This is a genomic window from Rhodocytophaga aerolata (genome assembly GCF_030503435.1).
Classification (GTDB): Bacteria; Bacteroidota; Bacteroidia; order Cytophagales; family 172606-1; genus Rhodocytophaga; species Rhodocytophaga aerolata.
This window is the reverse complement of record NZ_JAUKPO010000034.1, coordinates 57,014-70,948: the sequence shown is the minus strand read 5'-3', so window position 1 is coordinate 70,948 and position 13,935 is coordinate 57,014. Positions and strand designations below refer to the sequence as shown.

At 38.9% G+C, this 13,935-nt stretch carries 14 protein-coding genes; 3 read left to right on the top strand and 11 right to left on the bottom strand.

The annotated features are described in order from the left end of the window. Nucleotides 1-120: 120 nt before the first annotated feature. The 3 genes from Q0590_RS30765 to Q0590_RS30755 form a co-directional block, all read right to left on the bottom strand. Nucleotides 121-636 carry a hypothetical protein gene (locus tag Q0590_RS30765; RefSeq protein WP_302041497.1) on the bottom strand — a complete coding sequence of 172 codons (516 nt, stop codon included), beginning with the start codon at nt 634-636 and terminating at the stop codon, nt 121-123. A gap of 186 nt (nt 637-822) precedes the next feature. Beyond that, on the bottom strand, nt 823-2,238 hold the full coding sequence (locus tag Q0590_RS30760; RefSeq protein ID WP_302041496.1) for an Nramp family divalent metal transporter: 1,416 nt from the start codon (nt 2,236-2,238) through the stop codon (nt 823-825). A gap of 382 nt (nt 2,239-2,620) precedes the next feature. Further along, on the bottom strand, nt 2,621-3,139 hold the full coding sequence (locus tag Q0590_RS30755; protein WP_302041495.1) for a DUF4136 domain-containing protein: 519 nt from the start codon (nt 3,137-3,139) through the stop codon (nt 2,621-2,623). Nucleotides 3,140-3,575: 436 nt separating this feature from the next. Between Q0590_RS30755 and Q0590_RS30750 the strand changes: the two genes are divergently transcribed. From Q0590_RS30750 to Q0590_RS30740, 3 genes are all read left to right on the top strand, one after another. Beyond that, nucleotides 3,576-3,977: an EF-hand domain-containing protein gene (locus Q0590_RS30750; RefSeq protein WP_302041494.1), complete on the top strand. Its 402-nt coding sequence runs from the start codon at nt 3,576-3,578 to the stop codon at nt 3,975-3,977. Between the two features lie 243 nt (nt 3,978-4,220). Continuing rightward, nucleotides 4,221-8,054, top strand: coding sequence for a hypothetical protein (locus tag Q0590_RS30745; protein ID WP_302041493.1), 3,834 nt, complete (start codon nt 4,221-4,223; stop codon nt 8,052-8,054). A gap of 372 nt (nt 8,055-8,426) precedes the next feature. Next, the gene (locus Q0590_RS30740) at nt 8,427-8,789 is read left to right on the top strand and encodes an STAS domain-containing protein (protein ID WP_302041492.1); all 363 of its coding nucleotides are present in this window, start codon (nt 8,427-8,429) and stop codon (nt 8,787-8,789) included. A gap of 349 nt (nt 8,790-9,138) precedes the next feature. Here Q0590_RS30740 and Q0590_RS30735 read toward each other — a convergent pair whose 3' ends face one another. From Q0590_RS30735 to Q0590_RS30705, 8 genes are all read right to left on the bottom strand, one after another. Continuing rightward, nucleotides 9,139-9,588 (bottom strand): DUF4174 domain-containing protein, encoded by a 450-nt coding sequence (locus Q0590_RS30735; RefSeq protein WP_302041491.1) that lies wholly within the window; start codon nt 9,586-9,588, stop codon nt 9,139-9,141. A 176-nt stretch (nt 9,589-9,764) separates the two neighbouring features. Further along, complete coding sequence (locus Q0590_RS30730; protein WP_302041490.1) at nt 9,765-10,625, bottom strand: DUF4142 domain-containing protein; 861 nt, start codon at nt 10,623-10,625, stop codon at nt 9,765-9,767. A 227-nt stretch (nt 10,626-10,852) separates the two neighbouring features. Next, nucleotides 10,853-11,200, bottom strand: a complete 348-nt coding sequence (locus Q0590_RS30725) for a hypothetical protein (RefSeq protein ID WP_302041489.1) — start codon at nt 11,198-11,200, stop codon at nt 10,853-10,855. 137 nt (nt 11,201-11,337) lie between these two features. After that, nucleotides 11,338-11,496 (bottom strand): hypothetical protein, encoded by a 159-nt coding sequence (locus Q0590_RS30720; RefSeq protein ID WP_302041488.1) that lies wholly within the window; start codon nt 11,494-11,496, stop codon nt 11,338-11,340. Further along, complete coding sequence (locus tag Q0590_RS37660) at nt 11,444-11,695, bottom strand: hypothetical protein (protein ID WP_366970550.1); 252 nt, start codon at nt 11,693-11,695, stop codon at nt 11,444-11,446. The genes Q0590_RS30720 and Q0590_RS37660 overlap by 53 nt, the downstream gene beginning before the upstream one ends. Nucleotides 11,696-11,830: 135 nt before the next feature. Beyond that, nucleotides 11,831-12,391: a DUF4136 domain-containing protein gene (locus Q0590_RS30715; RefSeq protein ID WP_302041487.1), complete on the bottom strand. Its 561-nt coding sequence runs from the start codon at nt 12,389-12,391 to the stop codon at nt 11,831-11,833. Nucleotides 12,392-12,683: 292 nt separating this feature from the next. Continuing rightward, nucleotides 12,684-12,827: a hypothetical protein gene (locus tag Q0590_RS30710; protein ID WP_302041486.1), complete on the bottom strand. Its 144-nt coding sequence runs from the start codon at nt 12,825-12,827 to the stop codon at nt 12,684-12,686. A gap of 468 nt (nt 12,828-13,295) precedes the next feature. Continuing rightward, nucleotides 13,296-13,565 carry a hypothetical protein gene (locus Q0590_RS30705; protein ID WP_302041485.1) on the bottom strand — a complete coding sequence of 90 codons (270 nt, stop codon included), beginning with the start codon at nt 13,563-13,565 and terminating at the stop codon, nt 13,296-13,298. Nucleotides 13,566-13,935 lie beyond the last annotated feature (370 nt).

The following is a 13,935-nucleotide window of genomic DNA, read 5'->3' as shown; positions in this document are numbered from 1 at the left end:
CAAAGGTAAAAATTATGTTAATTTTTTACCTGACACAGTTTAGTTTACAGTCTCTTATTGCAGAATGACAACTTAAAACAATACATAAACTATTTTTAATGAACCCTTAAATTTAATAATTTACTTTTGCTCCAGGCTTTGAGAAAGTTTGGTCAATTGAGCTTCCATTCTCTTTACTGCTTCATCAATTTCGGTATAAGCAGCACTCCAATCTTTTTCTTCAATGGATTTTGCCTGCTCAAGCTTATTGCTCACTTGTTGTTTTTCTTGCTGCAAATCATTGATAGCCTGGTTTACATTACTTACAGCACTCTGGTTAGGTGAATCTTTGGCCACTTTCTTCAAATCATTGATACGTTTATCAATTTCTTTCATACGGTCTTCCAGGGCATTAACTCTGCTTTCTCTGCTCTCTGCTGTATATTCTTTTTTGCTCTCAATAGCCTCCTGCGTTTCTTGTTTGGCTTCTTGTACTGCTTCACGTGCATCTTCAATGTTTTCATTTACATCGTCTTTTGTTACGGCTTTATTGCTGCTACAGCCAAATGCAGTAGCTACACCAAAAGCACCAATCAGTAGTGCATGTTTGCATGAATTTAATATACAGTTTGTTGTTATGTTATGTTCTTTTTTCATTTTTCTCATTTTTAGTTTAACATCATTTCTTGTTATTACTTACGGATAAATGCGCAAAAAGATCGTTTTCTTATGAATTTTTTATTGTTTGAGTTTTTGTTTTTTATATAATGTTTACTAATCCAGACTTGTTATTTTGAATATTTCCACGATTGTGTATAATGTTTTTATGCTTGGGATTGGACTTTAGCCTCCCTGCCCAGTAATTAATTGGTAAACATATAAACCAGCAAAACCAATAAAAAACAACATAGAGAGCAACACCATAACCAAACTGGCTACAGAAGGCTTGAGCTTTTCCGGAAGTATGGTACAATTCATATACAAGGTTAAGCCTACTATGATAGGAATGTGAATGGCTTCAATGGCCCCAGCCAGCTGGAGCAGTCCTACAGGTTTGCCGATGATCAGGTAAATGGCAATGGGGATGATACCCACCAGAACTACCAGGTATACTTTCTTTAAAAACTTCTGGTCGCGCCAGCGCCCTTTGGAGCCGAAAGGACGCAGAATAATATCTGTGCCATTGGCCAGCAGCCGTGCCCAGCCGTCCTGATTGGTAAGTGTTGTAGCAAAGAAACCTACCAGCACACCCACTACCATAAACCAGTATCCGAATTTTCCCCATACCTCGCCGAGCATAGTCGCCAGTACCTGGGCTACTTTTTGTTCTTCTGGTACCAGTCCTTTGGGCTGCAAAAGCTCTGCTCCCAGGATAAGGAAAGAAGTTACAATCAAAAAGCCACCAATCACCCCCAGGGTGTTATCCAGTGTCATTTCACTGATCCAGCCGCGAAGTTTGGTCTGCTGCTCATCAGATAATTTCTTCACATTTACCGGTTCCTCAGAATCTGCTTTCAGTTTGGCTGCACCGTAGCCTTTAGCCGGCACCCAGTAAGAATACCAGGTCATACCGGCGGCTCCGGCTAGTATAAAGCTAAGCCAGGGCAATACTTCCTGATAATCTGTATTCGGGGGCAAACTGGGTATTGCTCCCTCCAGCAGTTTGGCAGGCGCAGGAAAAACGCTAATAGCTGTGATGATACCCATCAAGGCTAGGCCAAGAGCCAGAAAGGTAGACACCAGCTCCAGTACGGAATACTTCCCCCATAGCAGAAATGATATACTGATCACAATGATAACGGCCATCCATAAGGTATTGCTGCCGGGAAGCAGTAGAGTAACGGCTGTTGCGGCTGAGCCAGCTAGCCCGGCAATGGCTGAAGCAGCCACCACCAGTTGTGGTACCACTATTATCCAGATAGCCCAGTTTTTGGGTCCTGGCAAGGTTTTAAATCCATCCAGCAAAGGTCCTCCGGTACATACCGAAAACCGGCCTACTTCCCGGTTGATAGCCCATTTTAATACAACGGCAGAGAGTAGAGCCCAAAAAAAAGCATAGCCATACAAAGAACCAATGCGGGGTGGGAAAAGTAACTCACCGGCTCCACCGGCACCGGCGGCCATCCAGGTAACACCTGGCCCCAGCCATTTTATACGCTCTTTCAGACTTTTAGGCGGGTCAAGAATTTTTCCTGGATCTGATTTGGCTTTGGTTTGTGGATGTGCTGTTTTGCTGGTAGTGGAATACTTGTTGCTCATCAGATTAAGTGGTCTAAACAATACTTTCTTTATAAATATAGCCGGACTAGTAGACACAGAAGCAGAAGTTAACCGGCTATTCAGGCATTCAGGTTTAAACCCGGAAAACGAAAGAATAAATATTCGTTTCGTTTTTAATACGGACCAAACATCAGGTGGATGAAGTTCAGTTTACAAATATACTGCTCGGAATAGACGAGAAAGTAATACGAAGGATAGAGGAGATTTTGCAGCCCGCAGATCTTTTTGCCTTGATAGATACTCTATATGTAGAGTAAGCATAATTCAGACTGTAAATAATAGTGGGTTTAATAAAAAAGATTTAAGCTAATGCCTTAAACCTTTTCAGTATTAACCTTCACCTTTGATTATAGAAAATGAACTATAAATTATCTGCACGCTGATTATAGGTATCAAAAACCATGGATACCGCTTCGGTGATTTTGTTTTTGTCTTTACCAAATACCTCTCCATCCATCAATCCGGAGGCATATCCTTGCCATATTAGTTTACCTGTATTACGGTCTACTATATGAATCATGAGGCTACCTTCTTTTAAGTTTACAGTCTCAGGATTGTCTACGTCTACTATTTCTGTATCAGCCCAGTAGTTATCTCCTAAACCTTCCAGGCCCTGAATCTGAGTGGCTTCCTCAAAAACCCGGAAATTTACCACCAGGTCAGGAGAAGATTTATCCTTTGTAAATCCGCGGGATTCCATTTCATGCGTTACTGCATCCCGTATCTCCGATTTAAGTACCAGGTCATTTGAAAACAATGGATCAGGATTTAACCTTTTGTCTACCTGTGAGGCAAATCCAAAGGTGGTATTCTCATCCATATTGGCATTTGCATTACTTACGCCATTCACCTTATAAGAATTACCCGAGCAACTGGCCATAAATAGTGCTATAGCTAGCAAAAATAAATTCACACAATTCATCACTTTCTCCTTTTAGGTTTAATATTTTCAATACACTTGCTAACACAGCTGTTAGGTAAGTTAAAAGCCATTTAATAATGAAAACTTTACTAATTAATTACTGGCTATTACGAAGCAATTCTGAAGCAATCCTGTAGTCCAATGAATTTTAAATTTCTGTAGCTACTTTTTTGCCAGCTAATTAAGAAAGCTATGTGGACGAATCTACCACCAGCCATTACATACATAGTCTCGCATAATGCAATCAAATGCTTCAAAATAAGGCTAGTACAGATTTTCTTCAGAATTGTAACGTAAACCTATTTGCAGGCTACTATTATTAATTGAATAGAGAATTGCTTTATATCTAAAGGTTAGATACAAATGAAGGTTTAATTAAAAAAAGGAGAATTTTATGAATACTAATAAAAAGAACAAATGGAATATTTTAAAAGCTAGTGCAGGTATTTTGTTAATCCTGAATCTGTCAGCCTGCCAGGTAGGTTCTGAAGGATATGGATATACTGACTGGGATGCCAATGACAATGAAATGATTGAAAGAAATGAGTTTAATACAACTTTGTCTGAGAGATATGACGAATGGGATTTGAACGACGATAATTTTCTGGATGAAAATGAATTTACGTCATTTAACGACAACGAAGATTATTATTCAGACTGGGATGCAGATGGAGATAATAGAATAAATGAGACTGAGTTTTCTGACGGATTGTTTTCAGAGTGGGACGGAAATGCGGATGGATACCTGGAAGAAAATGAGTATAACGAAAATTATGACACATTCTTTGGTGTTTAATATAAATACGATGGTAATACAAAAGCCTGTAGAGTAGATCCTACAGGCTTTATTTATGCTTTCTCAGGTATGCCCAGGCGTATAGCTGATTTTACTGTAGCACCTTGCTGGCAGTATATACTCTAAGCACATATCCATACACGAACCCCTAATTTATTGACCTTGCAGGCACAATATCCGTATTGTAACTAAAACCCAAATGTATTTATACCCAATGAACTACTATATACTAACTGATAAGTGATGGGAGAAAAATCACAGCACTCTGTTATCGGGCAGTTTACCGGTAAGTTTTTTAAAGGTCTGGCTATTATAGCAGGCGTGCTGGCCGCTATCATTCTGGTAGCCTATTTCATCCTGCACCTCTACCTGGACTCTTACTTAAAATCCAGGTTGGAGAAAGAAGTACAACAGGCATCAAATGGCCTTTACCAATTAGATATTGGTTCTCTGCACATCAGCCTCATCGATTTTTCAGTTGTTTCAAAGAATATTACCCTTACTACAGATTCTGCCAAATATCTTTCTATACAAAAAGAATCTGGAAAAACACCTGCCTATTACCAGCTTTCGGCCCGCAGATTTTACATCAGTGACCTGGATATATGGCCACTTCTATGGGGAGAAGAGGTACATATTCCCAAAGTTATACTCTCAGGGCCAGATATATATGCAGTTACCCATCCGGACAGTTCACAGCAAAAACAAAAAAAGCCATTCCTGCTCAATATTCACCAGAAACTCGAAAAGTATGTGTCCTGGCTCTCAATTGACACTGTAAGGGTAGAGCAGGGTAGTTTGCGGTATATTGTGCAAAGTGATGCTGGTGAAAGCTCATTGGAAGTGCCTGATTTTCTGCTTTCACTTCGTAAAGTACTGGTAAACGAAGAAGCCAGTAAAGATACCAGCCGGGTGCTATACACAAAAGATATTGAGCTGAAAGCAACAGAAGGCATTCAAATTAAAACAGGCACTTTTACCCTGAAAAGTCCTTCAGTGGTGGTTTCTACAGCACAAGGCACCTATATACAAAATCTGCATTTTACGACCAATAGTTCTGTAAGTAACCAAGCTAATATACAAATGCCAGTTGTCCGGATTGGGTATGTAGACTGGCGCAGGCTGCTGCATAATAAAGGCTTATACATACCTGCTATTCATATTGAGCAGCCTGTAGCAGCTATGGCACTTGGTAACTCTACCAGCCAGGATGCTAAACAAAGTGCTATGGCTCTACATGAGCAAATAAGCCAGTTTGTGCCTGCTGTTAAGATAGATTCTATTAGCCTGAATAAAGGCAATTTACAACTTAGCCTGACAAAACCTTCGGCTGATAAAGAAGTAAGGGTGCAAAATTTTGATCTGGTGTTGAAAGATGTACTAATAGATTCAGCTGCTGCCCAAAACCCAAAGCGAGTTTTTTACTCCGGAGACGTAATTCTGGTGGTGCATGACTTCATACAAGGAGGTAACGAGTTATATACCGTAAAATTAAATTACCTGAGAGCCTCTACCTTGCAAGGTATTTATGCAGAAAATTTAACTGTGCAAACAAATAGGGAAGCGAAAATTAACAATCCAAAGGCATCCATTTACGAGTTGTCTGTTCCTGTGGTATCGGCAGATTTTACCGACTGGGGTGCCCTGACAGAAGATAAAGGCGTGTATATTCCTTCCGTAGATATTATCAGGCCCAAAGCAACAATCATTGTCATGAGCCAGAGCCAGGTAAAACCTCTTCACCAACTGATTTCCCCTTATGTACCCTGGCTTCAGATAGGCCGGATTGAAGTAGAGAAGGGAGATATCCGCTACGTGCAGGCCACTAAAAAAGGAAATCCCACATTTGCTCTCAGTAACTTCTACCTGATTGCAAAAGAAATAAAAATAGATTCTGCCGCAGCAAAGGCCAAAAACCGCTTTTTGTATACTAAAAAAATTACGTTGAAGATAAATGATTATGCACTTGTCACCAAAGCACAGCAGAAATTAAACATAGGGTACCTGTATGCCTCCACCCGGACAGGGGTTAGCCTACAAAAAATTACTTTACGCAAACAAGCAACCTCTTCAGCAAGCAGCCCGGATATGTTCTATCAGGTAAGTATTCCCTCCATGCAAATCAACTTTACCCAATGGCAGGCACTCACAGAAAGTAAAGGTATTCGTATACCTATGGTGGATATAGCAAATCCCCAAGTTTTTATCTATACCACTAGCCAGCCCGACAGCACACAAAAACAGCAGCTGTATCCACAAAAAGACCTGCTCACCTTGCATGAGCAAATTACTCCGTTTATTCCCTGGATGGCCATAGATTCTGTTCGGCTTTGGAAGGGACAAATCAAGTACGTGCAGGATAAGGACAGTACCAGCCAGCAAACTTACCAGGCAAAAGATCTGAACCTGACACTGGCAGATGTACAGATAGATTCGGCTGCTGCCCAAAACCCCGACCGGGTGTTTTATACGCAGCATGTGCAGCTAACCATACAAGATTCCTTATCGTTTGCCAACTCTACCTACGGCATGTCTGCAGATAGTTTGTATGCTTCTACAGAGGAGGGAATTGCATCAGCTAATCTTTTACTTTCTCCAAGGCCACATCAGGTATCTGATAACAGAGATGGGCAGCTATATGAGGTGAGCATACCACATTTCTTTGCTGCCTTTACAGACTGGGGCAATTTTATGCAAGCCCGTAAGATACATGTGCCAAGTATAAAAATTGAAAAACCCAGTGTCAGGCTGATTGGCTCCAGTAATTCCGGCTCCAATGCAGATGCCAATACAGCAGATGAAAACAACGAACCTCGTCCCGCTACCAGCGGCCTTACTTCCCTTCAGAACGCGGTAACCAGATTTGTTCCTGCACTCACCATAGATTCAATCAGTCTCGATAAAGGAAGTTTTCAGTATGTACAGCAATTCACGCAACAAGACAGTATCCCTGATATGGTCAATGATATTTTTCTCACCTTCATCAAAGTTCGCATAGATTCCTTGGCAGATACCAGCAACAAGGTTTTGTACTCAGAAGATGTTCAGTTCCGTGTAAGCGATTACAAGCGGGTGATGAAAGATAGCTTATATACCTTAGCTGTAAAAAAATTCAGTGGCTCTACTGCCGCTCAAACATTGCAACTAGACAGCCTGGTGTTTACGCCACGTTATGCAGTAAAAGAGTTTTTCTGCAAAGCGGGCGGGCAACAAGACATATTGCGCCTGGAAGTGCGCAGGCTCAATGCAGGTGAGATCAACTTTGATCAACTTATCCATCAGCAAGATATTATAGCCGGTGCTGTGGTATCCGATAGTATTGTGTTCAAGATCTTCCGCGACCGAAGGGTCCCGCCAAAGACAAGCCCTAATACATTACTTCTGGATGCCTTCCGGCAAATGGATACCTATGTGCGGCTGGATAGCATTTCTTTAAATAATAGTTATGTCGCTTACACAGAAATACCGAGTAGAGGCGACAAGCCCGGTAGCATGTTTTTTGAAAATATCACGGCAAGTATCCGTAACCTTACCAATGATTCTACCCTTTTAACACTAGAAAATCCGGTATTTATAAAAGCGCAAGCACAGTTGATGGGCGAAGGTAAAACCAATATTACCCTCAGGGTTCCTCTCTTTCATGATACCCGTACATTTCAGTATACCGCTTCTATTGGGCAAATGGATCTTAAGGCACTGAATCCTGTGCTGGAAAATATCGCTTTTATCCGCATCAGAAGTGGCAAATTGGATGAATTGACGGCCAGCGTAGAGGCAAATCATGACGTAGCCAAAGGCATTATGTGTGCTTTTTATAAGAACTTTGAAGTAGAATTACTAAGTCCGGAGCAGAGTGAGGTGGACGACACCTGGAAAGATGTAGCTACTTTTATGGCCAACAAATTTGTGTTAGGTAATGCTAACCGCAGAAAAGCCTATACCTTTAATCCGGGAATTATTAATATGGACCGACCCCAGAAAAAAAGCACCATCAACTATTTCTGGTCTACCTTCCGGTCAGGTATTTACGGCAGTATTGGGTATAAAAAAGCAAAAAAGTGGCTTCCCTTTTTATGAAAATTTTTGAGTTTCTACAGGAAAAATTTGAAGTCTAGATAAATGGCTAATGTCTATGATCCATACTCACCGGCCGGCTATAACCTCTATATGAACGCTCTGTACTTTTCATAGGCATTACCGTTATTTTCCCCTTTTCTGTGCTGACATCATTTTTACAAACATTGCTTTTTTTTATTGGATTGCTATACGCAAACTGTCTGCTAGGTCTTTTATAGTTACTGTTTTCAACAAGTAATTAACACTTTTAACTACAGATTTTCCTCAGAATGTGTCCGTATTAATGCAGAAGAGTGAAAATGTAGTTGCTTGATGGGTGAAATAGCATATGGTTTTGAAAAGCTTTTCTTACACTATTTCAAATGACAAACTATGGTTTTAACTTCTCGTACAGAACATGATTTGTGTATTCTCCAGCTCAAGGGAGAATTGGATTGCAACTCAGCACCTCTACTAGATGAGGCGATTAAAAAAACCTTACAAGAAGGCCTTTACTTAAGGAAGTTGTATATAAATTGTAAAGACCTAAACTATATTTCTTCAGCAGGATTAGGCGTAATTATAGATCATCATTCCCAAATCAAAGCATTTCATATTGCATTTGTCTTTTATGAAATGCAACTTCCGGTAAGAGATATTTTTTTATTGTTAGGCCTTGATAATTATGTTACCATTGTAGCCTCTGAAGAGGAAGCTCATTTATTTTGTCATAAGTTAAATTTATCATCATACTAAGCTATAATAACAGCCATGAGTTATGATAGATAATTTAGTTATTATGGTTGACGTTAAAGAGCTTCTCTATTATGGGAAAATTCTTTATTCGCCAAATTACTCATACAGGTTTGTTTATGGATAGGGGTATGCTATTGTAGAATAGATATGAGTAGAGGTAATACCTGTGTATTCAAAAGTATAGCACTGCTTATTGAAGTATTGCAGGATGTATCTAAAAATAGGTGCATCGCATAATTTGATTGAGAAAATTACAAAAATAACATAAAAAATAGGATTTGCTCACCTCTTTTTGTTGCTAAGCATGTCAGAAGACAACCCATCGCATCTCACTACTTTAGATTCCTCTTTATTTTACAAAGATCGAATCGTTGACATATAAGGAATCAATAAATTGAAACAGGCTTTGCGGAGATAAGTACCCTTCTTTGCGTAATTTTGCTTCTCCATCCTTGTCAACCACTATATTTAAAAATTGATCTTCCCCCACCTCATATTTGTTTCTCAGGCTAAACACTTGTGCAGAGTTTAATTTTCTGTTCTCAGGATTTAACCCCTTTCTTGGAAAAAGTCTGTATACCTGAATATCTCTGGATGCAAGCCCTTCTACATTGTTTACTAACTTTTCCTCCTCCCGCTGATAAATTGGCAGACCTTGTCTTGGTGTAAATATGAGCAGCAACCGGTTCCGGTAAATAAGATCATCGGGAAGCAAAACCTTGTTTGTATTCAGGCTTGCACAGGCGGCCCCTGTTAAGATAAAAATCAACATCAAACAAATATATCTTAACACTTTCATGAATAGATTTTCTTACAATGGAGATTTAAAAGTGAGGCTAGTATTAGGATGTTTTCCTTCCCGAATGAGCATAAATTTCTATATATGTTGCTCAAGGAAACTAAAAGGATTTCCATAAAACATGCTTTAGAAGGACCTAATCATGAGGCTTTATAAGTAGTCCGTCTTTCTATCCGTTATCTTCTCTTCAACCCACTGCTTAACTCTTTAGCCATCTCATAATGCTTTTTTATCAGGGGAAGGTTTTTGGAAGCAAACTTAACCAATTGATCATCTTTTTTATCCGTATCTATAGCTAGTTTCTCATACAACTCTATGGCTTTTACATGCTCTTTGCTCATTAACTGGATATATTGTTTTTCGAACTGGGCACCTGATAACTTTGCTAGTTCAATTCTCAAAGCCCCTTGTGCTGCTGATAGCTCGGTTGGCAAGTGATAAGACATCTGGCTACTTGTGAGTGGGGCGGAAGGAGTAGCTTCTTCCTTAGTGGAATTTACAGGCATGTTTTCCCTTACGCTTGGCTCCGGACGATTTTTAGATGAAACAGACGCTTCTTCTGCAGGCAGATTGCTGTTATACTTTCCATTTGTCATTCCTTCGGCTGTAGCATTACCGGTAGTGCCTCCTGTTCCTCCTAGCGTACTGAGTTTATCAGCATCATTTATTGGGTCCACGTTGGCAACTGCCGAAGGATGATGAATGATTATGGATGCTAAGTCTGTTTGCATCATCGTGTGATGTTCAATCATGACCTGGGCATACTCTTTTATTTCTTCTGACAAAGCTTTTTGGAGAGCTAGTTTCCCTAGTTCGATCTGGAAAAGATTACTTTGAGATACAGTTTCTACAAATACCTGGTTTATTGTATCCTTGTGAATATATACTTGTGATATAGTCCTTTGAGGCGTACTATTTTCTGTTAGCTGGCTGTATTCAACGTACTCCTCTGCAAATAAAGGAACTGTTTTCAAAATGGCTATTATACTTAGTAACAGAAAGGGTGCAAATAATTTATGTGAGGAATATGTTTTCATATTGGTTGTGTTAAGAATTATAGAATAAAATTTTAATTATTGACTACTGCATTAGTAGAGGCTATAAATTATTGAACGAAGTAATTCTGTGTTTTTTCTGAAGTTAGGCTCCTTGGCTTATGGGAATGTTGTATGGAAATAGCATATGTACTTTGAGGCAGGACTTGAGTTAATCTCCTAAAAGATCGCTTAGTGGGGTAGAAACAGTAAAGAGAAATAAAATTAGATTATTCGCAGGCAGGTTTCTTAGGCAAACTGGATGTGCTTATAGGTATCTGTAGCAGAAAAAAATCTATAGCCTCAAAAGCGGGCCAAACTACACAGTTGAAAGAAGTGTTACTCTTGCCTGTTTTTACATCATAGCTCCAATAATACAAAGCAGCTTGATCTATTGCAGCTTCCAGCTTGGCTATGGTTTGCTCTTTCAAAAGTTGGCAAACGCCAGGCCGGTAATAATCGTTTATCAGCAGAATGGCTCTTTCACAAATAAACCGTGTCTCATTTACCGTAAAGAGCGTATCAGCGGTTTTTTGTTTTAACTCTGAACGAAAGGATTCTAGTCTCACTTGAATCATATGGCTATGCATGACAGCAATTTATTTAGGATGAAAAAGTGTTCTATAACTTATCTCTGGTTAGTATTTATGCGCATACTTACTTAAACACAATAGACACGGCTTGCTAAGTTTTACCTTAATTTCCCATTTCCCTATTATCCCTTATATTGAGTGTTTGCTTTTACATTCTGGTTGTCGCTGTGATTGAACAGTTCGATAGATAAGTGTTTTTCATGGCTATAGAGCTTCAACTCCTGTATGTTAGCAGGCATTCCAAAGCCATTGGCTACTAATGCTTGTTTTATTCGCTGCATAATTCTTCCTTTCAACTGCAAAACTCCTTTTTTTGTAATCGTCAGTCTCTGTCCAGAAAAAAACTTTCAAGTTTACGGTATTAGTGGCCAGTTCCTCTACTACTACAAATGGAGGATCTTCTAATAGTACACCTTCTACTTTCAAAGCTGTTTCTTCTATCAGTCTGGAAGCGTTTATGATATCATCATTATAATCTATAACCTACCAAAAGAAGAACAGCCAAAAAACTTGAAGAGGTAGAGTTTTTCATGAGGATGAGTTTAAAAAAGGTTTAAGCCATGGCTTAAACCTTTTTGGTAGAGAAAGTACACCAATTGTTATGAAACATATTACTTATAATTTATCAGCCCGATGCGTATAGCTATCAAAGATCATGGAAACTGCTTCAGTTATTTTGTTTTTATCTTTATTGAATACATTGCCATCCATCAAACCCGAAGCATATCCTTGCCATACCAGTTCTCCGGTCTTTCTATCTACCAGGTGAATCATCACACTCCCTTCTTTCAAGTTTACTGTTTCTCTAGTATTGAACCTGTCCGCTTCCCCTGAACTCCAATAGCCATCTCCCAAGCCTTGTAAGCCTTGTACCGTGGTGGCTTTATCAAAAACCCTGAAATTCACCACTAAATCAGCTGAGTTTGGGTCATGTCTGTAGCCTCGTGAGTCCATTTCATGTTTCACTGCCTCTCTTATGTTTGCCTTTAAAATAAGATCATTCAAAAAGAAAAATCCTTCATCGATTTTACTGTCCACTTGCGAGGCAAAGGCATAGGTGTTGTACTCTTCCATATTAGCATCTGTATTGCCTGCTCCATCTACTTTGTAAGATTTGGTTGAGCAAGCCGAAAACACTAATAACATCATCAATCCTATAAAATTTATTTTTTTCATAATTTCCTCCTGTTTAATTAATTCAACATACTAACTAATATTGTTACACTGAGTTTGGTAAAGGGTAAGCACTCTTGCTTGAAACTTATATATGCTGTCAATATTTTTTTACCAAACTTCGAATGCTAGCTCTTACGTACTGATTCTGTAGATATTCTGTAGTTAAGTAGCAGATTCTGAGTTTTTAACATAATTCTTTGGTATTAATCTTTATCCCATAGTTAATACCTTACCCGGGTGAAATAGTATGGCGGTATACTTTAAACTATCCTAAAGGTGAAGAAATTAATCCTTATTGAAGCGGCAGGATATCCCACAGGGGCTGATTAGATTCCTTTGCCTTATATTTTATTGCGTTTGCCGTAGTAGCAATTTGATTGTAAGTGAGACCCCGGATGGCGTATTCAGTCAATGCCTGGAAAATTAGTATGCTCATCCACAAAAGGTTGACAACAAGCTGGTAGAATTATATTCACATATGCCTTGCTGGGAGGGTAACAGGCAAGCTTTATCTGAACGAATGGAAAGTATTGCTCAGCCAAGCCCATGGAAGCGGCTGCCTGCTATTCATACATCCACTTTAATTTTGTGAGGTAAGCAAGACCACCACCTGTGAAATATGCGCATTGTTTTGATAAAGATTTCCCTAACAGCACACTCATCTCATTATGTTTCCAAATGCTGGACACATACCTATGGAGTAAATTCCCACAAACACGGCTCTTACTGCTAAAGAGTTCATAGAAAACGCATCCTTTAAAAATAAACGCCACTACTTTCAAGATAGCAGTAGATGGAAAAATAGTAGTTTCCTCAATGGCTATGTAGTATAGCAGCAGTGAAGTAAATCAATCATTGCTCCAACTATCGGATAATGAGACAAGGTACTAGGATTAGCATCAGATTAGGGTATAGAATTTTTTCTCAATTGCTGTTCTATCAATTGTAGGTAAAGTTCTATCAGTATGTTTTTGAACTCACGTTCATTCTCCAGCATGGTAAACCCTTTTAAACTGGCCTTTATAGCCAGTAAGTTTTTCCTGTTAGAGCTCATAATGGCCTCTTTCAATGATTGGATACAGGTGTTATTGAAATTTATTGTTTCTTCAGAATTTTTAGCTATTAAAGCCAAGGCTTTCGATAACAGTTTATTTACAACAAATGGAGTGTCCATAGCTTTATCATGTTAAAAGGGTTAAAAACAACTAATACTTTAACTGAGTCACTCTATCAGATGCTCAAGTAAGTATACTTTAGTAAGGTAGAGGGCTATATTCTTATATGATTAAAAATTTATTCTACCTACTAGGTTAGGTTTGGCAAGTATAAAAAGTAAGTATCAGCTCTTTTTATCCGAGTACCAAACCCATTCATAGTATGTATTCCAATCAATAATTAGACGAAAGGCTTGAAAATTTTATTTATTTAATAAAAGGAGCAATCAGGGGATAAGAGGTTAAATGAGTAGATAAAAAACAAAAAATTGTAGTATTCTATCCCTGTAAAATACAAAATGAATAATCTCTTCCATCCAGGAAAGTTTT

Coding starts and splice junctions, on each gene's coding strand:
- Q0590_RS30765 (WP_302041497.1), bottom strand. CDS start 636: ATGAAAAAAGAACATAACATAACAACAAACTGTATATTAAATTCATGC.
- Q0590_RS30760 (WP_302041496.1), bottom strand. CDS start 2,238: ATGAGCAACAAGTATTCCACTACCAGCAAAACAGCACATCCACAAACC.
- Q0590_RS30755 (WP_302041495.1), bottom strand. CDS start 3,139: ATGGCCAGTTGCTCGGGTAATTCTTATAAGGTGAATGGCGTAAGTAAT.
- Q0590_RS30750 (WP_302041494.1), top strand. CDS start 3,576: ATGAATACTAATAAAAAGAACAAATGGAATATTTTAAAAGCTAGTGCA.
- Q0590_RS30745 (WP_302041493.1), top strand. CDS start 4,221: ATGGGAGAAAAATCACAGCACTCTGTTATCGGGCAGTTTACCGGTAAG.
- Q0590_RS30740 (WP_302041492.1), top strand. CDS start 8,427: ATGGTTTTAACTTCTCGTACAGAACATGATTTGTGTATTCTCCAGCTC.
- Q0590_RS30735 (WP_302041491.1), bottom strand. CDS start 9,588: ATGAAAGTGTTAAGATATATTTGTTTGATGTTGATTTTTATCTTAACA.
- Q0590_RS30730 (WP_302041490.1), bottom strand. CDS start 10,625: ATGAAAACATATTCCTCACATAAATTATTTGCACCCTTTCTGTTACTA.
- Q0590_RS30725 (WP_302041489.1), bottom strand. CDS start 11,200: ATGATTCAAGTGAGACTAGAATCCTTTCGTTCAGAGTTAAAACAAAAA.
- Q0590_RS30720 (WP_302041488.1), bottom strand. CDS start 11,496: ATGCAGCGAATAAAACAAGCATTAGTAGCCAATGGCTTTGGAATGCCT.
- Q0590_RS30715 (WP_302041487.1), bottom strand. CDS start 12,391: ATGAAAAAAATAAATTTTATAGGATTGATGATGTTATTAGTGTTTTCG.
- Q0590_RS30710 (WP_302041486.1), bottom strand. CDS start 12,827: ATGAGCATACTAATTTTCCAGGCATTGACTGAATACGCCATCCGGGGT.
- Q0590_RS30705 (WP_302041485.1), bottom strand. CDS start 13,565: ATGGACACTCCATTTGTTGTAAATAAACTGTTATCGAAAGCCTTGGCT.